Genomic DNA, 25512 nt, shown 5'->3' with positions numbered 1-25512 from the left:
GCAGCGCAAGGGATTTCCGAGGAAGGTGGATCAGATGGACCAAATTGGGGTCACCGTCGTGCAGCCGGGGGAGGGCGATGTCGTCGCGCTCCCGGGCTTCGGGGCGGTGTTCAAGCTTTCCGGCCAGACCAACGGCGGGGAGGTGTCCATTGTTGAGCACCCGTTCGGGGTCGGCTTGCTGACCGCGGCGCATCGGCACACCCGCGAGGACGAGCATTCGATTGTGCTGGCGGGCGAGATCGGCTTCCGCTCCGATGACAGCGAAGTGGTGCTCGGTCCCGGCGGCTACATCACCAAGCCGCGCGGGCAGATGCACGCGATGTGGAACGCCGGCAACGAGCCCGGGCGTATCGTCGAGATCATCACCCCGGGTGGATTCGAGAACTATTTCCGGGAGCTCGGCGAGCTGCTCGTCGAACACGCCAACGACCCGGTGGGTACGCCGCTGCATGAGTTGCCCGAGTTCGGCGAACTGGCCGACAAGTACGGGCTGACCTACGGGTCGCCGGCCTGGATGGACGACATCGCGCAGCGTTATGGGCTGAACCCGCCTTCGCACTGACCCTTCCGCTACCCCCGCTGAGCCCGCGATTTGGTCGGCTCGACACCGGGCCGGTAACCTTGCATTCACCGACGCGGGGTGGAGCAGCTCGGTAGCTCGCTGGGCTCATAACCCAGAGGTCGCAGGTTCGAATCCTGTCCCCGCTACTAGCGAGTGGCCCCCGGGATCCTCCGGGGGCCACGTCCATGTTTGGCCGACAATCACGAGCTCTTTGCCGCCATCAAGGTCGCCTTGTTGCCCTGCACCCGGACGACGTGCGTCGTATGCAGTTCGACGACGTGCTCGATCGTCCTGACGTGCTCGGGCAGCTCGAGTTCATGGATCTGCTGCCCATCGAGTGCGTTGAAGCCGTACATCACGTGGCTGTTCGGCTTTTCGTCTGGATGCGGACCGGTCGCGATGATGTGTCCGCTTTTGTCGCTCACAACGAGTCGCTTCATGGATCCTCCTCAGCTCAATTGACCAATTTGGACTCGGAAAGCGGCCGGGCTACCCGTGCCGTTGCCCTCCGCATGCAGATTCACCGTGTACACGATTCCGCTGGGACCCGCGCCGCGAGACCAGTCCATCGAGTGACTGTCGGCTACGACGCGGCTCGACTGAGTCCATACCGCCGATGGGAACGGAAACCCGATGTTGTAGGCACCGACGCCGGTCCACCACACCTGAACGCCCGCGCCCGGATTCAAGGTGAAGTTCACCAAGGGGTTGTGGTCACCGATGATTTGAGACATTCGTCCTCCCTGAAACCGGTTGCGGATTCGATGTGGCCGCACCTTTTAAACGTAGGCAGCTGCCCGACATCGAGCATGCGTAGTCGACTACTCGAATTCGCTACTAACAAGTTGACGTTTGCGGCACCAGAGAACGATCGGACGGATCGGCTTGGACGGGCACGGTCGACCGCCGGGCCGGTCGTGAGCGCACCCTGATGGGCCACCAGAACCAGCGACCCAGCAGCGCAGCGATGGACGGCGTCATGAACGCCCGGACGATCAAGGTGTCGAACAGCAGACCCAGACCAATGGTGGTGCCGAGCTGACCGATCATCTTCACGTCGCTGACTATCATCGACGCCATCGTGAATGCGAACACTAAGCCGGCGTTCGTCACGACTTTGCCGGTGCCGCCCATGGACCGGATGATTCCGGTATTGAGGCCGGCGTGTATCTCTTGTCGGAATCGGGAGACCAGCAGCAGGTTGTAGTCCGAGCCCACCGCCAACAAGACGATGACGGACATCGCAAGCACCAGCCAGTGCAACGGGGTGCCGAGAATGTACTGCCAGACCAACACCGACAACCCAAACGAAGCGCCGAGCGACATCGCGACCGTCCCCACAATCACCCCAGCCGGCACCAGGGCTCGGGTGAAGATCAGCATGATGATGAAAATCAGGCACAGCGAGGAAATGCCCGCGATCACGAGATCCCATTTGGCGCCCTGGGAAATGTCTTTGAAGACGGCGCCAATTCCGGCGACGTAGATCTTGCTGCTCTCCAGCGGAGTTCCCTTGAGCGACTCCTCGGCCGCCGTGCGTATCGTGTCGATACTCGCGATCCCCTCATCAGACGCAGGGTCACCCCGATGCAGAATGATGAAGCGTGCCGCGTGGCCGTCCGGCGACAGGAAGTTACTCATAGCCCGCCGGAAGTCGGCATTTTCAAAGACTTCCGGCGGAAGGTAGAACGAGTCGTCGTTCTTGGAACCGTCAAAAGCACGACCCATGGCCGACGCATGTTTGGTCATGTCGTCCATCTGATTGAAAATGCCGGACATGGTGCTGTGCAGCGTCAGCATCATGGTCCGCATGTTCGCCATGGTCTCGATCATGGGTGGCAGCTGGGCGATCATCTCGGGCATCAGCCGATCGAACCCTTTGACGTCAGCCAGCAATGTGTTCAGTTTCTCGTCGATCCGGTCCACGCCGTCAACCGCGTCGAACATCGATCGGACCGACCAGCAGATCGCAACGTCGTAACAGTGCCTCTCCCAGTAGAAGTAGGACCGGATGGGCCGCCAAAAGTCGTCGAAGTCGGCAATGCGATCGCGCAGGTCGTTCGTGATTTGTTGCATTTCTTCGGTATCGGCCACCACCCGATGCGTGTTGGCCGCAAGTTGCATCATCAAGTCATACATCCGCTGCATCGTGGCGACCGTCTTGCCCATCTCGTCAGCCTGCTTGCGCATGTCGTCCGTCCGATCGCGCTGAAACTTCATGTCCTGTGCGATCCCGGCGTTTTGCATGCTGAGTTGGAACGGTATTGATGTGTGGTCCATCGTCGCCCCGTCGGGTCGGGTGATGGCTTGAACGCGCGAGATCCCCTGAACGTGAAAGATGCCTTTGGCCAACTTATCCAAGGTCAGAAAGTCCGTCGGATTGCGTAAATCGTGGTCGGAATCCAGCATCAATACCTCCGGCTTCATCCGTGCCTGGGGAAAGTGGCGATCCGCGATCGCCAAGCCTTGATTGGCCGGGATGAAGCTGGGTAGGTAGGCCCGATCGTCGTAGCTGGGACGGTAGCCGGGCAGGCTGATCAGGCCGACCAGGGCGACCGCGCAGGTAAGGGCAAGAACGGGCAGCGGCCAGCGCACTACCACCGTGCCGACTCGTCGCCAGCCACGGACGTCAAGCCGTCGCTTCGGGTCGCAGAGACCGAATCGGCTGCCGACGGCCAGGACGGCCGGTCCGAGTGTCAGCGCGACGAGAACCGCGACCAGCATCCCCACCGCGCACGGAATTCCCAGGGTTTGGAAGTACGGCATCCGGGCGAAACTGAGGCACAACGTCGCAGCGGCGATCGTGATGCCCGAGCCCAAGATGACATGGGCCGTTCCCCGGTACATGGTGTGGAAAGCCGCTTCCCGGTCCTCGCCGGCCTGACGGGCCTCCTGGTAGCGACCGAACAGGAATATCCCGTAATCCGTTCCGGCGGCAATCGCCAGCGAAGTGAGCAAGCTGACCGCGAAGGCCGACAGCCCGACCAGCCCGCCGTGCGCGATAAGCGCGACAACTCCTCGCGCCGTTGATAATTCGACGCCAACCGTGAGCAGTAGCAGAATCACCGTGGGAAGCGACCGATAGACCAGGAGCAACATAGCGAAGATTGCCACGACGGAGACGAGGGTGATTTTCGCGATGGACTTGTCGCTGCTGTGATGCAGATCCGAGGCCAGCGCCGACGGCCCGGTGACGTAGGCCTTGACCCCGGGCGGCGCCGGCGTGCTGTCCACGGTGCTACGGACCGCGTCAACCGAATCGTTGGCGAGCTGCTCGCCTTGGTTACCGGCGAGGTTCACTTGCAGGTATGCGGCCTTGCCATCGTTGCTCTGCGAGCCCGCCGCCAACAGCGGATCTCCCCACAAGTCCTGGACACCGACCACGTGCTGCTTGTCTGCACGCAACTTGCGAACCACGGCGTCATAGAACTTGTGGGCGTCAACGCCCAGGGGCTTGTCACCCTCCAGCAGGATGAGCGCCACACTGTCCGTTTCTCCCTCGTTGAAGACGTGGCCGATACGTTTCAGGGCCACCAACGACGGTGCTGCCGTAGGGCTTAGCGCCACCGACCGCTCTTGTCCGACCACCTCCAGCGGGGGGACGAACACGGTGAGGATGACAACGACTGCCAGCCAGAAGAGGATGATCGGCACCGCGAAGGTGTGGATCGTCCTGGCGATGAATGCCCGGTTGGCATGGATGGCACCGGACGGTTCGGATCCGGTGTTGCTCACGCGATATTTCCGTGTGCCACAATGCTTTCCATGCTAGACACCTTCCTGATGGTGAGATACAGCGCCTACGCCGAGTGCGTCGATAAGCGCCCGAACCGACAGTGGCTTCGCATCGAGTTCGGCGACTGACGCCACGTCGAGGGCGATCGTGGGGTAGTCCGCGAGGTACTCCGCGTAGGACCGGGTACCCAATCTCATCCCCAGCGTGACCCACGCGTCGAGCACCGACCACCTGCCCGGATTTCGCTTCGCCCAGTCGCTTTGATCCAGCCGATCCTTCCACTCGAGGGGATCGACCTCTTCGAGCTCGTATTGGCGCAGAAAATCCGCGTATGCCACCGCTGCACCGCGCACCACGGTGATTCCACGTCCCAGTCGAGGTGGTCCGGCCACGTCTGCCAGCACACCCAATAGGGCATTCGCGACGGCTCGGGCCGTGGTGACTTCCTCCGTCAATGTCACGGAAGGGTAGGCCCGCAACGCAATACAGGCATCGACTACCGAAACCAGAATGTCGGCAGAGTCGCGCAATTGGTAGTCGTCGCCGAGCACTCGGGGCAGACGTGCGATCGTGAAGTCCAGTTCCGGGGGTGAGGTGGTCAGTGCCAGCTCGGCAAGTGACTTGGATGCCGCATACGGGTAGGGCGCGCTGCGGGGGTCGGTGACTCGCGGCACCGTGACCTGGCCGTTGACAACGAACGTCGACAGATGCACCAGTCGCGTCCCGCGGGTCGCGCACGCCTCGGCGATCGTCGAAACCATTTCCACATTCGCCGACCGAAGCGCGCGGTATCCCACCAGCACATTGGTGTTGCCGATGCAGTTCACCACGGCTCCGGCGTCAGCCTCGCGGAGCAGGGCTTCTAGTTCTGCCGCGCCGAACTCGGGCGGGAGTTGTTCAATCCGCACCCCAGCGACATCGCGCAGCGTCGTCCACGGATCATGTTCGGGCAGCGCCGATCTGGTAGCCAGAACTACCTTGGGAGAAGGCGCCCCAGGCCGTCGCAGGTCCAGGACCGCCTGGGCGAACCCAGTGCCGAGAATTCCGGACGCGCCCAGCACAACGATCGCGCGCCGGTCTGTCGGGCCGTTTGTGGGGGGTGCCAGGGTTGCCGCGACAGAAGGGGGTTGCACCGACAGCGCGGCGAGATCGTGTTCTATCTCGGCAGCGGTGTCGGCGTCCATCCAGGTATCTGTCGGAGCGCCCATGCCGATGTCGGAGACCAGGTTGGTGGCCGTGTCGGCACTGATCAGATCAAAGATCGAGAGGTGCCGGCCCAGATACCTGCGTGTATCGGGCAGGATCTTGATGAGATCCAACGAGCCGATTCCCGTGCCGAGCAGCGATGTTTCAGGCGTTACCGCCCTGCCGAGATGCTGACTCCACAGCTGCGCCAAGCCAGTCGCTCGTTCACCCCCCGCGGTCTGGGCCGGCAGAGCGTCGACGACCTCGGGCATTGCCCGCAGGGTTTCGCTGTCGACCTTCCCGTTTGCCTTCCGGGGGATAGTCGGCACATCGAGCACGAAAAACGATGACACCCCAAGACTTACCAGAACGAGCCTGATTCGCGCCGCTGTCGCCGCGTCCTCGATGCCGTTGCGGGTCCGGTGCGATTCGAACCACACCGCCAGGCTGCCGTTGTGTGGCTCGACGGCAACATCGACGATCGCGGGGTCACCAGAGATGCGTCTTGTCACCTCGGCGGTGTCGACTCGCTTGCCGGAGATTTTGACGATGGCGTCTTTACGCCCAGCGAAGACGGGAAAGCCTTCGTCGTCGATGACTACCCGATCGGCAGTGGCAAATGCACGGTATCGCAGGCCGTTTGTGGTGGTCACGGTTCCGAAGCCGTGACCATCGATCCCCAGATAACCGGAGGCGACCAGATCTCCGACGATGACGACTTCACCGAAGGCGATGAACACGGTGCCGGCAACCATCGGCCCGCCCAGCCTCAGTCGAGCGTCGCCGGCGACGGTTGCGTTGTGGTCGGCGATCCGAAGATGGGTGACGACCACGGTGGCCTCTGTCGGTCCGTATGTCGAGACTAGCGAGATCCCTTGTGAACAACCGGAATCGATCCACTTGTCGACCGCGCTCGGGCGGACGGTTTCACCGCCGATGACGATCTGGCGCAGGCGTGAGCGGCGGATCGCGTCCATCGCGTCGCAGTCCTCGCACAGCAGATGCCAGAGGGCGGTCGGTAGGTCGAGGAGAGTTGCTTGGCTGGCGACCAGGTCTCGCGCGAGGGCGGCCAGGTCACCGGCTCTCGTCGCGGCGGATCGGATCAGCGCGGACCCGCACAGCGCAGCACCGAAGATTTCCTCGACACTGACGTCCGATGTCAACGGTGCGCATTGCAGGACGGTGTCGCGGGGTCCCCATCCATAGGCCTGTCTGACCGCGTCACAGAAAAGTGCGAGTGAGCCGTGTGAGACTCGGACGAGCTTGGGCTGCCCGGTCGACCCTGAGGTCGGCATGATGTACGCCGTTTTGGTGGCGAGCGCGTCGTCGGCAGCCACCTGTTCGATGCGGGCGTCGACCAAGTCTCGTAGTTCGCCCTCCGGAATCACCGCGAGACTGGTGGCAGCGGTGTCGGCCACCCGCACCGAGATTCCATCACCCGAGTTGGCAATCGCGTTCGCGCGTAAGGAAACGTCGTCGGCGTCGTCGCAGACGCTGTAACCGCACCCCGCAAGGTGGCACGCGATCAGCAGGTCGATGGTCTTGTCCGTGTCGTCGTCGCTGAACACCACGACGTCACCCGGTGCTACGCCGCTGCGCACCAGCCAGGCAACCCACGGAAAAATGTGGCGACGCCTTTCGAGAAACTGCTGGCTTGCCGGCTCGAGAAACCAGGCGGGTGTGGCTTTTCGGTGCGTTCCGACTGCCGCACCGGGCGGGTGGCAGGCCCCGTCCGGGTCGACGCCGAACCACTCGCTGACGATCATTGCGACAGGTTGATTCCACAGCGCGGTCATCGATTCCAACGCCGCGGCGATCCGCTTCGCGACGCCGCGGTGGATCTTCGGTTCGGGCAGGTCGGCCCGGTTCCAGATGGCGACGCTGAGTGTGCGTTGGTCTTCGTCTAGAACGGAGGCCACGGTCATGCCCTCGACGGGACCGATGTCGGTCGCAACCGGGGTTTCCGACAAGAACGGCCGCAGCCCGGGCGCGCATGCCTCGCGGATGAAGTTGAGCGTCAATGCCTCTACGTGGGGTGTATGGTTGACCGCCAAATACATTCGGCGGTAGTGCTCTTCACGAAGCCACCGGCGTCTGGCGGCCTTGACATAGTCACGGTCAAGCGCTCGTACGACATCCTCCACCGAAGCGTATGGCGGAAACCGGACCGAGTGTGCCACCGAATTGACCAGACACGTCGCGACGTTCAGATCGGGATCACCGAAGCGGTTGTCCACCGCGTGCACCAATAAGCTCTCGGTGCTCTGTCGCAGGCTCGCATCCACGGCCACCGCCGCGGCGGCCACCAGCACATTGAGTGGTATCTGCTCGGCCTCGGAGAGAGCGAGGATCGCATCGAAGGTGCGGCCGGATATCAGCGCGGATTCGGAAAGTACGCCCTTGGCTGTGGTCCCGGGAGCGTCGTACGAATGCCGGCCGTGCCCGCCGTGGCGCGCCTCGTCGGCAAACTCACGCCGGACGCGGCCCGCGAGACGCTGCTGTGATTCCTCGACCTTCGTCGTCTCACGCAGGTTCGCCGCCGCTACCTTGCGCAGAGAGTTTGTCACGCAAGGGAGTTCAGTTGGGCTGTTGGTGGTGAGATGTCGAGCCAGATCGGCCTCGATGATTGCCGTTGCGCCGCCGTCGAGCAGGATGTGATGGGTGCGGACGTCGAGGCCCGAAACCCAACCGCGTTCGTCGGTCCGCACGGTGTAGCGCACAAGTGGCTTGGCGAAGATATCGGGAGACCAGGTGCGTTCGAGCTCATCGTCGCAGTGCTCTGTCTGGTGCTGATTGTCTCGCCGCACCCGCACTATGTCGCCGGGCTGCAGGCGTGGCACCAGATCTGGATAGTCAACCCCCGCCGGTGGTGCCTGGAGAACGCAGAGTTGCAACGGGTTTTCGAGGATCGTCGTTTCCAGGGCGGCCAGTAACTTCGGCAACTTCAAAGGGTGGAACCGATAGCTCTTGCGGATCAGATACAAAGCGGGGTCGTTATCGTGCTGCACCCCGTTATAGAGGTTCTGCTGAGACTTACTTAAGGCAACTCGATCCACGGGAGCCTCTGCCGGCACCGTCACGAGGACTTTTCCAGCTCGGGTTTCCCGAGTTCCGCAACCCAGCCGCTGATCGACAGGTTCTTCGCCAGTCGGGCCGGTAACTGGGATTCTTGGTTCACGCCGAGTTGCTTCATCAGGAGAACGAATCGAACGGAGTCCAGACCGAGGTCGCGGAGATCGGTTGCGTCGCCGTCGATGAGATCTGCTTCGTCGATGTACAGCACCTCACGGAGTGCATCGAAGATCCGTTCCCGCACCGCCTCAGCCACCTACCATCACTGCGGCATCGTCGCCGTTGATTGTCGCGGCCAGCGATGTCCGCATGACCTTGCCGGATTGCGTTCGCGGAATATCGGCGACAAGAACGATTTCCGACGGCCGCGCCATCGATTCGGACTCACGCCGATATCGGGCCGCGATCGTCTGCTTGAGCTTGCGGGCCCCGGACTCGTCGATGGCCGTCGCGGGGACTACGGCCAGACCGACGAGCGCCCCGAATACATCATCGAGAATTTCGTAACACGCGGCCTCGCGAACCCCAGTGACGCTTTGCGCGATGCGGTCGACCTCGTCGGGCACCACGTTGACGCCGCCGGAGATGATCAGCTCCGACGATCTTCCCTTGATGTAGAAGTACCCGTCCTCGCGACGCTCGAGGAGGTCGCCGGTATTCACCCATCCGTCAACCAGTACTTCCCGGGTGCGTTCGGGATTGTTCCAGTAGCCCAACATGTTCGCCGGTGACTTGATCCACAGTGTGCCGAACGTGGCGGAAGGCGGTGCACCGGCCGCGGCGGGTCCATGGCCGTCGGGATCTGCCAGATAGACGTCCACGCCGGGGTACGGGCGGCCCACCGCACCCTCCTCGATTTTGGAGATCGAGCCATCATCGGTCGGCAGACACATGGCGGTGCAACCGGTCTCGCTCAAACCGTAGACCTGAACGGTGTGGATACCGGCGGCTTCGATGAAGCGCAGATCGGCCGCGATTGCGCGCGAGCCACCATATCCCAATTCTCGCAGCGACTGAACTGTCGTGTCACTCGACTTCAGCTCGGAAACGAGCTTCGAAATAAGAAACGGCACCAGGCATGTCGTCGTCACCGCATTGGTGTTGAGAATCTCCAGCAGTGACGTCGTGTTCTCTGCACCGGTGATGCACAGCATGCCGTGCGACAAACAGGTGAGGATCCACCACAGCCCACCGATGTGCGTAGCGGGCAGCGGCGAGTAGGTGGTTTCGCCGGCGACCCAGGTGATCCAGTCCAAACCTTCGTCCCGCAAGATATCCGAGATCGCGAAGAAGGTGCGATTGGCCAGCAACACGGCCTTGGGCTCGCCCGTGGTGCCACTGGTGAATACCATCGCCAGGGGATCATCGGGACCCAATGCCGGCGTTCCGGCAAGCCAATCCGCCTGGACTCTTACGTCGGTGTCGTCCATGACGACCGCCATGTCTACCGTGATCGCCGGTATCGAGGCGAGTGTCTGCGGCAGCGAAACCCTGCTCCCCGGCGCGATGAGAATTGCACTGGGGGCAGTGATCTCACAGAAACGTTCGATCGTTGCGGGCGGGAGATAGCCGTCGGACATCACCGCGATGGCCCCGAGCTTCGCGCATGCCAGCACCGAAAGATACGTCTCGGGCCCGTTGTCCGAAACGATGAGCACCCGGCAGCCCTGAGAAACAGACCGCTCCCGTAACGCCGCAGCGAACCTGTCCACTTCGGCGACGAGTTCCCCGTACCGGATTACGCTCGTCTGATCGCAGCGACGCATGGCTATCGCCCCCGGCCGCTGCCTCGCCTGCTCGAAGACTCGTTCCAGCACCGTGCGCGCTGGGTGGTGAGATTTAGCCATAAGTGGTTCCCTCCAATGGGTTAGGGGATGTTGAGGGCCGCGAGTTCGACCTCGCCGGATGCCGCCCCGCCGTTGTCGTCCCAAAACTCGATGACGCACGGAATCAACAGGTAGCGCAACGCTCGTTCGACGACTCTGAAGTTTTGGCACATCAGACGTGCGGAAAATCTCTGGGCGTTGATCGGCTTCCTGAATCGAGACGACGTGCTCTTGATCAGCATGGCGGGAAGCTGATTGTCGAAGAAGTCTTCGATGGAATAGCCTGGGACCGAGGGGATCTGCTTGTTGATGACGGCGGGAGCGAAAGCGCAGTAAGCGAGTTGGTTGAAGCAAATCATCAGTTCGGCCGCATTGAAGTGTCCCGTGCTCCGAATGTAGGCGGACTCGGCGATGCTGAAGTTCCCGTACGCCATCACGTGAGTGGGGCCAGCGCCGTACTGCGCGTCCAGCAGATAGCGGCATCCCTTGTGGGAGTAAGGTTCCAGCACTTCACTGATCAGCTCCTCGGTGATCGGAACCGTGGTCTTGAGTTCCATTTCGGTCTGGGTGGACGGTGCGGGCGCGCTCAACTCGGTGCTCATGCCGCGTATCCGGGTGTCTCGAGACCGTCGAGCATCGTCAGACGGTGGGTTGTCAGCGTGCCCTCGGCGGTACCGTGCTTGGCCCGATGGATGAGGACCCGGTTATCCCACAGAATTATGTCCCCGACCTGGTAATGCTGAGTGTGGATGAACGGTGATCTGTACTCGGGATCGAGTTGCCCGGTTGCTGTCATCAGTTCTTGCAGCACCGTCGGGTCGAGGACATTGCCGTCCCTGTCCTGGATCTTGGTCGTTGCCTTCGCACAGATGTAGAGGATCTCTTGATCCGTCTTCGGGTGCCTGATCACTGTTGGCCATGTTCTGGGCGGCGTGGTTCGAGTGATGTCGTCCCAAATGTCTCCGATGGGTTTGTGGACGTCGCTCGGGCGGATCTTGATGAAACTCCGCGGGTCGTGTGTGCTGAATGTCCCGCGGACCGGGTTTTGCGTCTTAGTCGGCAGGGACTCCCACACCTTGTTGAGATCGATGAAATAGGTACCGCGGTCAGCCCCGGGGACAGCGAGCGGCACAACCATGGTGAACGCGATGGGTTTTGGCATGAAGCCATAGTCGACGTGCCAGAATGCGCCGGTGCGCGGAACGCCCTGGCCCTCCTCGGTGGACGAAACAAAAATCTCCGGATGCTGTTTGTGGTGGTACATGGGCTCGTAATACGGCACGATGTCGCCGATTATTCTGCCCAATTTGACGAACTGCTCCGGCGATGGATGGACGTCTTTGAGGATGACAAGCTTGTTCTCGTAAACTATTTCGCGTATCTCACCGGTGGACATCTTGTCCAAGTCTTCGGCGTCGAGCCCAGTGATTTGTGCACCGAGTCCCTCGCCTTTCACATTCAGCGTCATCGGAATCTTCTCCTCGTGAAGTTTGTCGTGTTCCGTCCAACCTTGGGTCGTCCCATCGCATGCATGGTGTTAAGGGCCCCTCCCGTTCGCCCCCGGTGCTTTGTCGGTTGTCCAAGTGGCGGGAAGCAACGGCGCGGTGGCGGTAGCGCTGTCCGACGGCAGCTGTACCAGTCCGGCGGGAGTGCCGCCGGTGGCTCTGGCTGCGGTCCCGCTAAACCCGAGGGGTCCGCAGCCTTGGCTGCTCGTCGAACGGGCAGTGCAGTCAGCGTCGGCGAAGGGGTCGGCATCGCCAAAAGTGGCTGTTCCGTTGAGAAATTCTTCGCGATAGCCGCGCGCGCCGGCCGTGCCCTTGCGACGCCTTTTGCGTCGGGCTGCGGCGGGGATGCCGCTGCGTGCTGCCACGGCGGCGACAACGTTGTCAGGGGTGGTGTCGGGCAACTTGGCGTCAGATTTGGGGCCAGAACCAACCCCGGGGGGAGCCAGACCCAAGACTGCGTAGTTGACGGTGGGTGGGGGTGCGGGCGCGCTAGCCGGAGCGGAGTTCGGCGCGGGGCTCGTTGGGTACGGGCTTGCGCTGGACGTGGTCAGGCTCACGGGCGCGGCAGCCATCGCGCTTGGGCCAATGTCGTTGGCAGGGTGAGGTTCTGCGAAACCCGCAGGGAGGTCATCTATGTCAAGGTCGAACGGGTCCGTGCCGAACAACAGCACCAAGGCACTCAGTGCGCTCAGTGCGGGAGCGAAGAAGGGGAGTAGCAGCAGTGCGTAGGAAGCGTAGTACGGGTACCAAAGCACGTCGTAGGCCAATAGCGCGATGAATGCCAAGATGATGGCGGTGGCGGGATGAAATCCGAGTCGTTGGAAGAACTCGCGAAAGTACTTAAGCGGGTCGGCGAGAAAATCCAGGATGTCCTGGAGGAGTTGACCGATTGAATTCCATCCATTGGCCTGACTGTTCGCGGCTTCGCCAGCGACGGCAAGGATGCGTGGCGCCGGCTGGATGAGTGGTGTCGCTGAGCTTGCTGCCTCGGTGACGGCCTGGTAGGCGGTCATCGTGTCGGCGGCTTGAATCCACATCCGGACGTAGTCGGCTTCGTTGAGCGCGATCGGAATCGTGTTGATACCGAAGAAGTTTGTGGCCGTGAGGTTGCCATGAGCGGCATGGTTGGTGGCCAGTTCTGCCAGGGTGGGCATGGCGGCCAGGGCGCTGCTGTACGCGACTGCGGCCGTTTCGTGTTGTGCGGCGGTCAGTTCGCTGTCGACGGAGGCTTGTTCGAGCCATGCCAAGTATGGCGTGTGCGCCGCGACGTACTGGGTTGCAGTGGTTCCCTGCCAGCTGCCGGCTAGTGCGTCGGCCAGCACTTGAGCCAGTTCTGCGGCGGTGCGAGCATATTGACTGCTGAGCTCTTGCCACTGCGCGGCCGCGGCAAGTAATGATCCCGGACCGGGCCCGGCGCTCAACAGAGCGGAGTGCACCTCTGGAGGCACAGCCATCCATAGGGGGACCGTCAAATGCCTAACCTCCTTACGCAAGCGTCAAGTGCGCGATCGGACGGTCCCCCAACCGCTTCGTCTCTCACTGAGTTGTTAGTCGGCTGGAGCAAACAAAAAGTTCCCGCTGTATCTGGCCTGGTTTTGGTTTTCTGCACCACCTGCCCTTCGGCACGGTCGGCGCTGATAGTCGTCAGCGGCGCAGGGCAGCGACCTGCGCTGAGGCCAGCGGTCGCCGCTGGTCGTGGTTAGGTCGTTGTCGTCCAATGCATTTCCATGCAGGTCCGAAAAGGCATCCCTAGGCACCGCCCCATTGATAGCCAGCTCTCAATGCCGGGGTCATCGGCTTCCGTGTCACTCGGCCAGGTGTGACTATCGCTGCGAAGTCGTGGCGAGCTGTCGCACAGCAACGTCGTGAGGGGCAGAGCTTTCGTCGTGAATCAAGCCCTACGCTGCTTTTCAGGCCAAATTCCTACGAGTTGGATGAGTGAACGACGCACTAGGTGTGCGGAATTGCCTGAATCCCAATTGTTCTCGCCCACCCATCGCGAGCCATCAACTAGTACAGTCTGATTCATGCCAGCGACCGACGCTCGTCATCTGGGCGGGATTTCCGAAACCGCACTCCTGACACTGCATCAACGAGCGGTCGAGGCGGCCCGGACCGACGGTGTCATCGACGACCCGGAGGCGATCGTCCTGCACGACAGCATCGATTACGACTACCATCACTTCGGTCGCACGCATCAGACGATTGCCCTGCGGGCCATGGCATTTGATCATGCATCCGGTGAGTACCTGAATACACATCCGCGCGCAACGGTGGTCGCGCTGGCGGAGGGACTGCAGACCAGCTTCTGGCGCCTCGACAACGGTGCGCTGAACTGGCTTTCGGTCGACCTAGCGCCGATCGTCCAACTGCGCGAGCAGCTTCTCCCAGCGTCGGAGCGGCTGCGCTCGTGTGCTCAGTCCGTACTCGACTATTCCTGGATGGACGAAGTCGACGACAGTAATGGGGTGCTGATAACGGCAGAGGGGCTGCTGCAGTATCTGGAACGCGACGTGGTGTTCGATCTGATTGCGGCCTGTGCCGAACGCTTTTCAAACGGTCAGCTTATTTTCGACAGCGTTCCGTGGTATCTGAGCTTCTATTCGCGGCGGCGCGGCGGCTTCAAGCTCAGCCAGTACTACACGGCACCCTCGATGCCGTTCTGGTTCACCGCCAACCAGTACGACGAACTCCGCGCTATCGCCGGTATCCGCGCGGTGCGTGAACTGCCGGCGCCGCCGGGCCGAGGCATGTTATTGCGGTGGGCGATCCCTTTGGTCTACCGGCTAGCTCCGCTGCGTCGCTTCCGGGGCCCCGTGACGCTGGTCGAATTCGGTTGATTCGCAACGGGTGTTCCGAAGTTGCGCAATCGCAGGCTGTTTGAAACCACGAAGAACGACGAGAACGCCATGGCCGCGCCGGCGATCACGGGGTTGAGCAACCCCGCCGCAGCAACGGGGATCGCGGCGATGTTGTAGCCGAATGCCCAGACCATGTTGAGTTTGATGGTGCGCATCGTTGCCGCGGCAAGATCAAGGGCCAGCGGCACGACGTTGAGGTCATCTCGGACGAGGATGATGTCGGCGGCGCCGATGGCCACGTCGGTGCCGTGTCCGATGGCCATACCCAGATCAGCACACGCGAGTGCGGGTCCGTCGTTGATGCCGTCTCCGACCATGGCGACTATCCGGCCGCGGTCGCGTAGCTGCTCGATGACGTCGACCTTGCCTTCAGGAAGAATGTCGGCGATTACCTCGTCGATGCCCACGTTGGTGGCCACCGCGGCTGCCGATGCGGGGTTGTCGCCGGTCAACAAGATGGTTCGCAGGCCGCGGCGATGTAGTGCCGCCACGGCGGCAGCCGCCGAGCTCTTCACCGCATCGGCGACCGAGATGACCCCGCACGCTTCACCATCGATCTCGACGAATACTGCCGTCTCGCCTCGTGATTCGGCGGCACGCCGAGTGGTGACCAACTCTGTCGAGCTGCACGCCGGCGCAATCCATGACGGCTTGCCAACCCGGATTTCTCGTCCCGCCACGGTGCCACTGACTCCGCGTCCGGGTACGGCGCAAAAGTCGACGACCGGTTCTCGCTGTGCCGTTGACGACGCGATCACAAGCCCTATGGCGTGCTCGGACGCAGCTTCCACCGACGCGGCCAGTTCGAGAATTTCTTCGGTGCTCCAGCCGGGCGCGGCTCGCAGCGCGCTGACCGTCAACCGACCCGTGGTCAAAGTGCCTGTCTTGTCAAAGACCACGGTGTCGACCGCGCGAGTGGCTTCCAGCGAGCTATGGCCCTTGAGGAATATTCCGAGTTGGGCTCCGCGGCCCGACGCCACCATCATCGCAGTCGGGGTCGCGAGTCCCAGCGCGCACGGGCAGGCGATGACAAGGACCGCGAGGGCAGCCGAGAATGCCCGGTCCAGCCCGCCGCCGGCCACGAGCCATCCCGTGGCGGTCAGTACCGCGACGGCGAAGACGCAGGGCACGAAAACCGAGGCGACGCGGTCAGCGAGTCGCTGCGCGTTGGCTTTCTGCTCCTGTGCTCGTTCGACCAGGCGGACCATGCCGGCGAACTGGGTGTCGGCACCGACCGCGGCGGCTTCCACGATCAGCCTGCCATCGAGCACCACGGTGCCGCCGATGACGTTGGTGCCGGGCGCCACCCGGACCGGCTTGGCCTCGCCGGTCATGGCGCTCATGTCGATCGCGGCGGACCCGTCGATGACGAGACCGTCGGCGGCGATCGTCTGCCCGGGCCGCACCACAAACCGGTGCTGTTCTTCGAGTTCCGCGGCCGGAATGACCATTTCGGCTCCGTCGGGCCGCAGGACAGTGACATCTTTGGCGCTCAGGGCTGCCAGGGCCCGCAACGCGCCGGTTGCCTTCGACTTGGCGCGGGCCTCGAAATATCGTCCCGCCAATACGAATACCGTGACGCCCGCGGCCACCTCGAAGTAGATGGCGTCACTTCCCAGTAGCGCTTGCCAGATCCCCTTGCGATCGGTGGATTGATGATTGCCGAAGACGGTGTAGAGGGACCACACCGTGGCCGCGGTGATACCGGTCGAGATCAACGTTTCCATGGAGGCGCCATGGTGGCGTGCGTTGCGTAACGCAACGCGGTGGAATGGCCACGCCGCCCACGTGACCACGGGGATCGCCAGCCCGGTGAGTACCCACCCCCAGCCGATGATACGGGTGCTGGGCACCACCGCGAACATCACCGACAAGTCGGCCAACGGAACGAAAAGTACTGCGGCGACCGCTAACCGGATCAGGAGATACCGCGCGTGATCGCTGTCGGGGTCGCTGTCGCTTTGACTGCCGGCCGCCGCTGGTTCGGCGTCATAGCCCGCCTGGCGAACCGCCTCGCACAGCGCGTCGGACGTTACGTCCTCGGTGGTGTCGATGGTCGCGAGTCGGGTGGCGAAATTCACTGATGCCCGAACGTCCGGCAACTTGTTGAGCGCGGACTCGAGTCGTCCGGCGCAGGCACCGCATGACATCCCGGTGATCTCGAGTTGTACTCGCTGCCCAGGCACGAGCCGTGCCTCAGGTGCCGTCGCTGACGACATTGTGATTTCTCACATCCTCTCGCAAACCCCCCCGTGCTACCCAGAGGAAGTCGTCGCTGGTAGGCAAAAAGTTCCACGCAACTTTCGCCGAGGCGCGGCATTTTCGGGCAGCGGCGCCGGCGACGACCACTGGGTCACAGGGAACATTCCAACGCCTTTGCACGACTATAGGGACATGGATTGCGAAGTAGCTCGCGAGGCGCTTTCTGCCCGGATCGACGCCGAGCGAGAGCCCGTGCCCTCGGCCCGGGTCGATGAGCACCTGAACCAGTGTGCCGTGTGCCGCGCATGGTTTGACCAGGTAGCGACCCAAGCGGCCGGGCTCCACCAGCTGATCCAGTCCCGGGCGGTCATCGCGGCTGTTGGCCGGTACGCGGAATGCCCGGCGCCGTGCCGTTCAGCAATGACTTGGCGGCGTTGCACCCTGCCCGGCGTGGGCGCGGCGCTGCGTCCGCGCGCGGTGCTGCGGCTGGCGGGCGTTTTGACAGTATTCGTCACTGTTCTCACCGTTGGTGTCGTCATCGCCACAGAGCCCGGCACTCTCAAGGGCGTGATAATGGTCACTCACCTGCCGGTGGTGATCGGTACGGTCCTCGCAATATCGTTGTGGCGAAAAAGCTCTCGCTCCCGGTCGGCGCCGGACGCGGTGGGGGAACTCGATATCGTATTGCCCGAGAACGCATCACATGGGCATCGTCGCGGCCATTTGTTTCCCACCGACGGCTCGGCGGCCTAGTCCGGTGATACGACGGCCAGTCGTAGACTGCTGACGATCGCATTGGCTCAGTGAAAGGGCGCAGCGACGGTGCAACTGAGCCAGACCGTTCGGCCGGAGCCGGCGAACCGACGCGGGTTCCTACTGTCGTTGGCCGTCGGCTGTGTCACGGCGTTGGGCGGCCTGGCCTATTACGCACTCGCCTCCGGCCAGCGGGTCTACACCGCCAAGGGTGACTCGTATCCAGGTGCACCAACCGCGACGGCGGAGCCGTTGGGCTACTTCGTCGCAACTTTGGCCGGCTGCGTTTGTTTAGGCGGGCTGCTCTACGTGGTGGTTGTCGCGCGCCCCGACGTACATCTGGTGATCGACGAAAGGGTATTCCGGACACATCTGATCGTCGAGCGGTCGGCGGTGCTATGGACGGTTACCGCAATGGCAATGGTGGTGGTGCAGGCCGCTAATGACGCGGGTGTGTCGGCGGCCCGGCTGATCCGGAGTGCCGCATTGGCGGACGCCATTGCTGCCTCCGAGATGTCGCGGGCGTGGATCGCGGTTGCGGTCGCCGGCGTCATTGTGGCGATTTGCATTCGGCTGTCCTTGAGTTGGCTGACGCATTTCGTTTTGATCGTGCCCGCGCTGCTCGGCATCGTCGCTGTGCCGGTGAATGGCAACGCAGGGCAGGGACCCGATCACGACTACGCGACGAGCACCGTCATCGTGTTCGCCGTTGCGCTGGCAGTGCTTACCGGCACCAAGGTGGCCTCGGTGATCAGTCCACCCGCCGCGGCGCTTGTGCGCCGCGTGCTTGTCCTGGAAACCGTTTGCGGTGCAACCGCTCTCGGTTACGGCACGGTGCTGCTGTGCTTGCTGGTGGGTTCAGCGCATCCGGGCGAAACTACGTACGGGCGGGCAGCCATCACGGCCGCCGCTCTGCTGTTGCTGGTTTGGCTCGGCGACGTCACGTCGTTGGCATTCCCGCGGACCCGCAGTCTGCCCGCGTCCGGGTCTCGCAGCGCCGTGGGTGCCCTCGTGATGATCGCGGTGGTTGCGTTGACCTCATCGATGGCGACGCAGACGGCACCGCGGCTGCTTGCGCACCGATTCACGACGTGGGATGTCTTCCTGGGGTTTACGTTGCCAGAACCGCCGAGCGTGCTGGGGATACTGACAGTCTGGAGGTTCGACACCTTTATCGGTGTCGCGGCTGCGGCGTTGGCCGCGGGGTATGTGTGGGGCTTTGTCCGCCTGCGCCGCCGTGGCGATAGTTGGCCGTCCGGGCGTCTCGTCAGCTGGCTTCTAGGGTGCCTGATCTTGTTGTTTACCACTAGTTCCGGGGTGAAGGCCTACGGTTCGGCGATGTTCAGCGTCCACATGGCCGAACACATGACCCTGAACATGTTTGTTCCGGCATTGCTGGTGTTAGGGGGGCCGGTGACATTGGCGTTGCGAGCGTTGCGGCCGGCTCGGGACAATCAGCCCGCGGGCCCGAGGGAGTGGCTTCGGTGGCTGATTCACTCCAACGTGGTTGCGTTTTTGGCGCACCCCGTCACGGCCTTCCTGCTTTTTGTGTCCTCCTTGTACGTCGTGTATTTCACTCCGCTGTTTGACACCCTGGGCCGCTATCACTGGGGTCATGAGTTGATGAGTCTGCATTTTTTGCTGGTCGGGTACCTGTTCTACTGGGGCATCATCGGTATCGATGCGGGGCCGCGGAAGCTGCCATTCTTGGGCCGGCTCGGGCTGCTTTTCGCCGTAATGCCCTTCCATGCGTTTTTCGGCATTGCCACCATGGCGATGACGACAATCATCGGTGGCCGGTTCTACCGCGAGGTCGCGCTGCCCTGGCTGTCCAGCCTCCGTGGTGACCAGCACTTGGGTGGAGCGATCGCTTGGGGTTCCAGCGAACTGCCGGTCATCTTGGTGGTGATTGCACTTGTCACACAGTGGGCGCGCGAGGATCGTCGAACCGCAACTCGAGCGGATCGGCATGCCGATTCCGGCTACGTCGACGACGAACTTGACGCCTACAACGCCATGTTGCGCGAGCTCTCGCGTAATCGGCGGTGATGGCCAGACCGTTCCTCGAGCACCGACGTCTCGTCGCTCGTCGCTCGGGAACTGCATAGAGGAGAAAGTGGATGACCGATCAGCGGTGCCCCTCCGGCCAACGGCGCATGCTGCGAAGAATCGAAAACCGGGTCCTCGAACAAGTTTGGATTGCACGCGCCCGGCGGGGCGCGGGCGGTGCCTTGGCAGTAGTGCTGGCAATCGCGGCGTGGGCGTGGTGGCTTGAGGCTGTAGCCCGGGGATTGTCGGGTGCGGCTATCGCCTTGCCTGCTGCGGCTGTCGTGTTCTTTGTCGCGGCGTCAGCCCTCTCGGCATTGGCACTTGCGCTGCGACGCTTTCGCTGGTGCTGCGCCGCGGCGTATTGCTGCGGATTAGCCGCGGTGATCGGGATCGGCGCCTTCTGGTGGGCGCGTACCGGAACCTTGGCGATCGGGGTCTCGTGGCTGGTGCTCGCCGATCTGATGACCCTGGTGTTGTGCGCGGGATGGCTTGCGGTGATCCTTACTCCGATCGAACGTTCCCAGCCGGACATGCGGAACCGGTTGGCGGTTCGGGCCGGTTGGGGCAGGCGGCACCCCACATCGCGCTGACGTCTGCGTGGTCGACACAGTCGTGCTCGTGGCGGGTGTGGCTATCGGGGCAGCACAGCCTCGATAGCGGTGATTACCTCGGGGGCATCGGGCTCAGTGCGCGGCCGGAATCGGTTGGTCACCGCACCGTCGGGCGCTAGCAGGAACTTCTCGAAGTTCCACTGGATGTCGCCTGCCCCACCGTCGGCATCGGCGGCCTTGGTCAACTCGTCATACAGCGGGTGGCGGTCACCGCCGTTGACGTCCGCCTTCGCCAGCAGCGGGAAGGTCACTCCGTAGGTCGTCGAGCAGAACTCCTGGATCTCATCGGCGGTGCCCGGTTCCTGGCCCATGAACTGGTTGCACGGGACGCCGACGACCGTCAGGCCACGGTCGCCGTAGTCCTTTGCCAGTTTCTCCAGCGCTGTGTATTGCGGAGTAAGTCCGCATTTGGAGGCTACGTTCACGACCAGCGTTGCGCCGTCGGACAATTCGGCCAGCGTGGTCGGTGTGCCGTCGAGGGTGGTCAGGGCGATGTTTTTGAGGGTCACGCCGACGACGCTAATGCAACGCGGTTCTCGCGGCCAGGCCGAGTAAGTACCCAAGAATCTAAGACCGTTCCGGCATCGCGGAAGTGGGTAAACGACTCAGTAGCGCGCGGGACGTGAGCTCAGAAAACAGGTTGCTACTCGGGAAGGCGGGATCAAATGGCTAGTCAAGAGGGGAGCCGGTGGGACGTCAGTATCAAGAGCAACGCGATTTGCCTTGAGCGCATCTCTGCCGACGAAGACCAGGTGTCCGAAGATTCGCTGGCGGCAGCGGAGGCCCGCGAACTTGCTGGCCTGTTGACGAAGTTCGCCAACAAACTCGACGAGTCGGGGGACTCCGATAAGTCCGACGGCTCGGACGACAAGGACGAATCCTCCGATAAGTCCGACAACTCCGAGGATTAGTCCGCGCGGGTCGCACAGGCCGGTTGGGAGCAATCGGTCGCCGTCTATATGCTCGGCAACGCTATGAACGACGCGTCGTCCGCAACCACCGGGCAATCGGGCGTGGATGACAGCGACCACCCCGACAAGCTAGACGCCAGGCTGCTCCGCATCGGTGCGGTATGCGGGCTGGCGACCCTGATGGGGTTTCTGGACGCCACCGCGGTCGCCGTTGCCCAGCGCACCTTCGTCGCACAATTCGGTTCCACGCCGGCCGTGGTCTCATGGACGATCGCCGGCTACCTACTCGCGTTCGCGGCCGTGGTCCCGGTGACCGGCTGGGCAGTCGACCGGTTCGGCACCAAGCGACTTTTCATGGCCGCGGTCGCGGTGTTCACGGTGGCGTCGCTGCTGTGCACGATCGCGCCAAACATCTTGCTGCTCATAATCTTCCGGGTGCTTCAGGGTGCCGGTGGTGGCATTTTGTCACCACTGAGCTTTGTGATCGTGACGCGTGAGGCCGGCCCCAAGCGACTCGGCCGGTTAATTGCGGTGGGAGCGGTTCCCTTCTTGCTCGGCCCCATTGGTGGGCCGATCCTGGGCGGGTGGTTGATCGGCAACTACGGCTGGAAGTGGATATTCCTGATCAACCTGCCCATCGGGCTGATGACCCTCGCGCTCGCGGCAATCCTGTTCCCGAAGGATCGTCCGGCGCCATCGGAGGCACTCGACGTCGTCGGTGTGCTGCTGCTATCACCCGGCGTGGCGACATTGCTGGCCGGGGTGTCATCGATTCCCGAGCATCACACGGTCGCCGATCCGCATGTGTCGCTACCTATCCTGATCGGCCTGACATTGATCGTTGCCTTTGTCGTTCATGCCTGGCGTCGCACCGATCACCCACTCGTCGACTTGCGACTGTTTGGCAACCGTGTGGTCGCATTGGCCAACGTGACGCTGCTGCTCTTCGCCGCTACCTACGTCGGCGTCTTGCTGCTTATTCCAAGCTATTTCCAGGTCGCGCTGCACCAGACACCAATGCAGTCGGGGCTGCACTTGATTGCGATGGGAGTCGGCGTCATCGTGACCACGCCGCTGTCGGGGGCAGTCATGGATAAATTCGGTCCCGGCAGGATGGTGCTGATCGGATTCCCGCTGATGGCAGCGGGCTTGGGCATTTTCACCGTCGGAGTCGCCCGACAAGCCGACTATTCGCCGACACTGCTGGTAGGCCTGCTGATCATGGGCCTGGGAATCGGCTGCTCGGCGACGCCACTTTCCGCGGGGTGTGTGCAGTCGTTGGCACCGAATCAGATTGCGCGGGCGACAACACTGCTGGGCATCAACGATCAACTCGGTGGCGCCATCGGCGCCGCGTTGATGGCGGTGCTGCTGACCAATCAGCTCAGCCGCCATGACGACATGGGTACCTCCCCCCACCTTGCGCACGCCTACACGACGGTGTTTGTGGTGGCTGCCGCTCTGGCCACCTGCACGATCGTCCCCACGGCATTTCTGCCGAGGAAAAAAACAGCACAGCCCACGCCAGCAGTCGAGGACTGATTTTTCGCGTTCATGCAGCCGCGGGCGGGTCGCTAAGTTAGGGGAGCCTAAGGTAAGCTCTCACGCTTGTAGGCGGTGCTCGCTTAGCGCCGTCGTTGCCGGGGCGAACAGAGTGAGTGGGTTTCGCGTAATGCGCATTGTGTTTTTCGGATTTCAGACGTGGGGATACAAGACGCTTCGGGCGTTGATAGATCTCGAGCACGAAGTCGTACTCGCCGTCACCCACCCGGCCAGCAGCGAATCCTACAAGGCGATCTGGTCGGCGCCGGTTGACGAACTCGCGCGGGAGCACGGCATCCCAGTCCACTTCGCCGAGCGGGTCGACGCCGAGACCATCGATTTGGTCAATCACTTTGAGCCCGATGTCATAGTCGTCAATAGCTGGTACCACCGGATGCCGGCCGAGTTGTACGACCTGCCGCGACACTGCACCTTGAACTTTCACGATTCGCTGCTGCCGAAATTCACCGGGTTTTCTCCTGTGCTGTGGGCGTTGATCAGTGGCGAGTCCGAGTTCGGATTGACCATGCACCGGATGGATGGCGGTCTGGACACCGGGGACATCCTGGTGCAGCGCTCGCTGCCGATAGGTCCGACCGATACCGGCACCGAATTGGTAATGCGGGGAATGGGTTTGATTCCAGGCGCGCTGGACGAAGCGCTGAGTGCTTTGGAGTCCGGCAATGCTGTCTTTCGGCCGCAAGAAAAGGCTGAGCGCAGCTACTTCCACAAGCGTTCGGAGCGCGACAGTTTGATCGACTGGAGTTGGCCGGCCGAGGACCTGGCGCGGTTTGTCCGCGCACTGTCCGAACCCTATCCGCGTGCGTACTCCTTCTATCGGGGTGAGCGGATCGAGATCCTCGAGGCGAGTGTTTCCGATGCCCGTTACGGCGGGACGCCGGGCCGGGTGATGGTGCAGGAAGAAGGCGGAGTCGTGGTGTGCGGGTCCGACACACGCCGGGGCTCTAATCGCGGATTGCTGATCACTCGGGTCCGTTCGTCGGACGGAGTCGAATGCTCTGGGGAGAAGTACTTTCGGCACGGGGGCTACCTGGATAGCCACGCATAGTGCGACGATCGACTGGAAATTCTTGCGCGGCTGATGATTTCGGTCCGTCGTAGATGCTGAATTACGGTACGCAACCCGAAGTGTTGGGGCCGCTGACCCCCGCGCAGCGTTCGATGTGGGTTGCCCAGGAACTGCTGCCCGAAGTCCCCTACAACTTCGCCGGTTACGTCGCGATCGATCACGATGTCGATGCCGAGAGGCTGATGGACGCGTGCAGATCGGCGGCGACGCGGTTCGGCACACCATGTGCTCGGCTGTCCCTCGACGATGGCGAACCGGTGTTCATGCTCGACCATTCGGTTCCGCAGACCCTGCAATGTATCGATCTGCGGGCCGAGTTCGACCCGGTAGCCGCTGCTCGCGCCTGGATGGACCACGACTACCGCCGGCCGGTCGATATGGTTCGCGACCGGCTCACCGATTTCGTGCTGCTTCGAATTACCGACAACTTGGCCTACTTTTACCTGCGGGTGCACCACGTCCTTCTGGACGGCTACGGCTCCTACAGTTTCATGCGGCACGTGGCGGAGGTCTACTCCGGAGCGGCTGCCACTACGGGTGAGGTTGATTTCTCGGAGTTCGACCTATTCCGTGTCGCGGACGAGAAATATCGGAGCTCTTCACGCAGTCAAGCCGATGCCGAGTACTGGCAGAACGTGCTGCGCGGGTCCCCGGAAGTCACCGACTTGTCGGGAAGACAGCGGACAGTGGCCCCGCGCCACCCGCTGGTGCGCGAATTGGCCTGCCCACATCGGTTCGACGTCGCGAGGGTTGTCGCGGCCATGGCGGTATTCCTCGCGAAAACGACAGGGCAACAGACTGTTTCGCTGTCGCTGCCGGTTTCGGCGCGCACCACCGCTGCGCTGAAAAAATGTGCGGGCATGGTGTCCAACATGGTGCCGCTGGTCATCGATGTTCTCGACGGAGACACCATTGGCGCACTCACCGATCGGGTTGGCACGGCCGTGGTGGGCGCACTGCGGCATCAACAGTTCAGGGGCTTCCCGGACATCGCCGGCGATGGAAACCGTCACGACATGAACCTCGAGTTCGGCCCGACGGTCAACGTGCTGGACTTTGCGGCCCCGCTCTATTTCGGCTCGTCCGAAGCCATCGTCAACATACTGAGCAACTTCCCCATCCAAGACATCGCGGTCAACATCTATCCACAGCTGGGTGACGGCGCACCGCAGGTTCACTTCGCCTGGAATCCGGACCGGTACGCCGCCGACGAGATCGCCGGGCACATCACGCGTCTGGAATCGCTCTTTGACCGTCTGCTGTCGGCGGATCCGTCCGTGGTGGTGGGCGAGGTGCCGTTGCTCGGCGACGATGAGCGGGCGCGGTTGGACCTGTTGGGCAATCGCGCGATGTTGGTTCGGCCGGTGGCCGGGGAGTCGATACCGGAATTGTTTGCCGCCCAAGTCGCTCGCACGCCGGATGCGGTGGCGATTAGTTGTGCGGCCCGCTCGATGAGTTATCGAGAGCTTGACGAGGCGTCTAATCGTTTGGCGCACTTGCTGGTTGGGCTGGGTGCGAGTCCGGGTCGGTGTGTGGCGGTGATGTTTTCGCGCTCGGCCGAGGCGATCGTGGCGATTTTGGCGGTGCTCAAGTCGGGGGCGGCCTAC

At 62.7% G+C, this 25512-nt stretch carries 20 protein-coding genes, 1 tRNA gene and 1 pseudogene; 11 read left to right on the top strand and 11 right to left on the bottom strand.

What is annotated here, in order from left to right:
• Positions 1-34 precede the first annotated feature (34 nt).
• Together H7K34_RS09330 and H7K34_RS09325 are read left to right on the top strand one after the other, a co-directional pair.
• Complete coding sequence (locus H7K34_RS09330) at positions 35-562, top strand: cupin domain-containing protein (RefSeq protein ID WP_264061608.1); 528 nt, start codon at positions 35-37, stop codon at positions 560-562.
• Positions 563-634: 72 nt separating this feature from the next.
• Positions 635-708, top strand: a tRNA-Met gene (locus tag H7K34_RS09325).
• Between the two features lie 54 nt (positions 709-762).
• Here H7K34_RS09325 and H7K34_RS09320 read toward each other — a convergent pair.
• The 9 genes from H7K34_RS09320 to H7K34_RS09280 all read right to left on the bottom strand — a co-directional run bounded on the left by H7K34_RS09320 (position 763) and on the right by H7K34_RS09280 (position 13340).
• Positions 763-1002, bottom strand: a complete 240-nt coding sequence (locus H7K34_RS09320) for a hypothetical protein (protein WP_108920914.1) — start codon at positions 1000-1002, stop codon at positions 763-765.
• 9 nt (positions 1003-1011) lie between these two features.
• Entirely contained in the window at positions 1012-1296 is a 285-nt protein-coding gene (locus H7K34_RS09315) for a hypothetical protein (RefSeq protein WP_264061607.1), read from the bottom strand.
• Between the two features lie 103 nt (positions 1297-1399).
• Entirely contained in the window at positions 1400-4297 is a 2898-nt protein-coding gene (locus tag H7K34_RS09310; RefSeq protein WP_264061606.1) for an MMPL/RND family transporter, read from the bottom strand.
• A gap of 33 nt (positions 4298-4330) precedes the next feature.
• Positions 4331-8563, bottom strand: a complete 4233-nt coding sequence (locus H7K34_RS09305) for an AMP-binding protein (RefSeq protein ID WP_264061605.1) — start codon at positions 8561-8563, stop codon at positions 4331-4333.
• On the bottom strand, positions 8560-8799 hold the full coding sequence (locus H7K34_RS09300) for an acyl carrier protein (RefSeq protein ID WP_264061668.1): 240 nt from the start codon (positions 8797-8799) through the stop codon (positions 8560-8562). The genes H7K34_RS09305 and H7K34_RS09300 overlap by 4 nt, the downstream gene beginning before the upstream one ends.
• 4 nt (positions 8800-8803) lie before the next feature.
• Positions 8804-10402 (bottom strand): fatty acid--CoA ligase FadD10, encoded by a 1599-nt coding sequence (gene fadD10, locus H7K34_RS09295; RefSeq protein ID WP_264061604.1) that lies wholly within the window; start codon positions 10400-10402, stop codon positions 8804-8806.
• Positions 10403-10422: 20 nt separating this feature from the next.
• The gene (locus H7K34_RS09290) at positions 10423-10983 is read right to left on the bottom strand and encodes an FcoT family thioesterase (RefSeq protein ID WP_264061603.1); all 561 of its coding nucleotides are present in this window, start codon (positions 10981-10983) and stop codon (positions 10423-10425) included.
• A complete protein-coding gene (gene scoE, locus H7K34_RS09285; RefSeq protein WP_264061602.1) occupies positions 10980-11849 on the bottom strand; it encodes a (3R)-3-[(carboxymethyl)amino]fatty acid oxygenase/decarboxylase in 870 nt (289 codons plus the stop codon). Before scoE ends, H7K34_RS09290 begins: the two co-directional genes overlap by 4 nt.
• Before the next feature lie 69 nt (positions 11850-11918).
• Positions 11919-13340 carry a PPE family protein gene (locus tag H7K34_RS09280; RefSeq protein WP_264061601.1) on the bottom strand — a complete coding sequence of 474 codons (1422 nt, stop codon included), beginning with the start codon at positions 13338-13340 and terminating at the stop codon, positions 11919-11921.
• 573 nt (positions 13341-13913) lie between these two features.
• Here H7K34_RS09280 and H7K34_RS09275 point away from each other — a divergent pair.
• The gene (locus H7K34_RS09275; RefSeq protein ID WP_264061600.1) at positions 13914-14726 is read left to right on the top strand and encodes a class I SAM-dependent methyltransferase; all 813 of its coding nucleotides are present in this window, start codon (positions 13914-13916) and stop codon (positions 14724-14726) included.
• On the opposite strand, the gene H7K34_RS09270 is transcribed toward H7K34_RS09275, so the two are convergent.
• A complete protein-coding gene (locus H7K34_RS09270) occupies positions 14666-16966 on the bottom strand; it encodes a heavy metal translocating P-type ATPase (protein ID WP_264061599.1) in 2301 nt (766 codons plus the stop codon). The genes H7K34_RS09275 and H7K34_RS09270 overlap by 61 nt on opposite strands.
• A 175-nt stretch (positions 16967-17141) precedes the next feature.
• Between H7K34_RS09270 and H7K34_RS26745 the strand changes: the two are divergent.
• The 4 genes and pseudogenes from H7K34_RS26745 to H7K34_RS09250 form a co-directional block, all read left to right on the top strand.
• A pseudogene (locus H7K34_RS26745) lies at positions 17142-17240 on the top strand (zf-HC2 domain-containing protein); the annotation flags it as partial.
• Between the two features lie 159 nt (positions 17241-17399).
• Positions 17400-17702 carry a hypothetical protein gene (locus tag H7K34_RS26740; RefSeq protein ID WP_264061677.1) on the top strand — a complete coding sequence of 101 codons (303 nt, stop codon included), beginning with the start codon at positions 17400-17402 and terminating at the stop codon, positions 17700-17702.
• Positions 17703-17777: 75 nt separating this feature from the next.
• Positions 17778-19751 carry a cytochrome c oxidase assembly protein gene (locus H7K34_RS09255; protein WP_276059453.1) on the top strand — a complete coding sequence of 658 codons (1974 nt, stop codon included), beginning with the start codon at positions 17778-17780 and terminating at the stop codon, positions 19749-19751.
• A 71-nt stretch (positions 19752-19822) separates the two neighbouring features.
• Entirely contained in the window at positions 19823-20341 is a 519-nt protein-coding gene (locus H7K34_RS09250) for a hypothetical protein (RefSeq protein WP_264061597.1), read from the top strand.
• A gap of 41 nt (positions 20342-20382) precedes the next feature.
• Here H7K34_RS09250 and H7K34_RS09245 read toward each other — a convergent pair whose 3' ends face one another.
• A complete protein-coding gene (locus tag H7K34_RS09245; protein ID WP_108920903.1) occupies positions 20383-20871 on the bottom strand; it encodes a glutathione peroxidase in 489 nt (162 codons plus the stop codon).
• A gap of 156 nt (positions 20872-21027) precedes the next feature.
• On the opposite strand from H7K34_RS09245, the gene H7K34_RS09240 reads away from it, so the two are divergent.
• From H7K34_RS09240 to H7K34_RS09225, 4 genes are all read left to right on the top strand, one after another.
• On the top strand, positions 21028-21273 hold the full coding sequence (locus H7K34_RS09240) for a hypothetical protein (protein WP_264061596.1): 246 nt from the start codon (positions 21028-21030) through the stop codon (positions 21271-21273).
• Positions 21274-21321: 48 nt separating this feature from the next.
• Positions 21322-22815: a DHA2 family efflux MFS transporter permease subunit gene (locus H7K34_RS09235; RefSeq protein WP_372510724.1), complete on the top strand. Its 1494-nt coding sequence runs from the start codon at positions 21322-21324 to the stop codon at positions 22813-22815.
• Between the two features lie 130 nt (positions 22816-22945).
• The gene (locus H7K34_RS09230; protein ID WP_264061594.1) at positions 22946-23884 is read left to right on the top strand and encodes a methionyl-tRNA formyltransferase; all 939 of its coding nucleotides are present in this window, start codon (positions 22946-22948) and stop codon (positions 23882-23884) included.
• Between the two features lie 53 nt (positions 23885-23937).
• Positions 23938-25512: condensation domain-containing protein (locus H7K34_RS09225; protein WP_264061593.1), on the top strand; the 1575-nt coding region annotated here is incomplete at its 3' end.

The organism is Mycobacterium montefiorense (genome assembly GCF_025823255.1).
Classification (GTDB): Bacteria; Actinomycetota; Actinomycetes; order Mycobacteriales; family Mycobacteriaceae; genus Mycobacterium; species Mycobacterium montefiorense.
The sequence above is the reverse complement of the archived record's forward strand: the minus strand, read 5'-3'. Positions and strand labels throughout refer to the sequence as shown.

Coding starts and splice junctions, on each gene's coding strand:
- H7K34_RS09330 (WP_264061608.1), top strand. CDS start 35: ATGGACCAAATTGGGGTCACCGTCGTGCAGCCGGGGGAGGGCGATGTC.
- H7K34_RS09320 (WP_108920914.1), bottom strand. CDS start 1,002: ATGAAGCGACTCGTTGTGAGCGACAAAAGCGGACACATCATCGCGACC.
- H7K34_RS09315 (WP_264061607.1), bottom strand. CDS start 1,296: ATGTCTCAAATCATCGGTGACCACAACCCCTTGGTGAACTTCACCTTG.
- fadD10 (WP_264061604.1), bottom strand. CDS start 10,402: ATGGCTAAATCTCACCACCCAGCGCGCACGGTGCTGGAACGAGTCTTC.
- H7K34_RS09290 (WP_264061603.1), bottom strand. CDS start 10,983: ATGAGCACCGAGTTGAGCGCGCCCGCACCGTCCACCCAGACCGAAATG.
- scoE (WP_264061602.1), bottom strand. CDS start 11,849: ATGACGCTGAATGTGAAAGGCGAGGGACTCGGTGCACAAATCACTGGG.
- H7K34_RS09280 (WP_264061601.1), bottom strand. CDS start 13,340: ATGGCTGTGCCTCCAGAGGTGCACTCCGCTCTGTTGAGCGCCGGGCCC.
- H7K34_RS09275 (WP_264061600.1), top strand. CDS start 13,914: ATGCCAGCGACCGACGCTCGTCATCTGGGCGGGATTTCCGAAACCGCA.
- H7K34_RS09270 (WP_264061599.1), bottom strand. CDS start 16,966: ATGTCGTCAGCGACGGCACCTGAGGCACGGCTCGTGCCTGGGCAGCGA.
- H7K34_RS09250 (WP_264061597.1), top strand. CDS start 19,823: ATGACCGATCAGCGGTGCCCCTCCGGCCAACGGCGCATGCTGCGAAGA.
- H7K34_RS09240 (WP_264061596.1), top strand. CDS start 21,028: ATGGCTAGTCAAGAGGGGAGCCGGTGGGACGTCAGTATCAAGAGCAAC.
- H7K34_RS09235 (WP_372510724.1), top strand. CDS start 21,322: ATGCTCGGCAACGCTATGAACGACGCGTCGTCCGCAACCACCGGGCAA.
- H7K34_RS09230 (WP_264061594.1), top strand. CDS start 22,946: ATGCGCATTGTGTTTTTCGGATTTCAGACGTGGGGATACAAGACGCTT.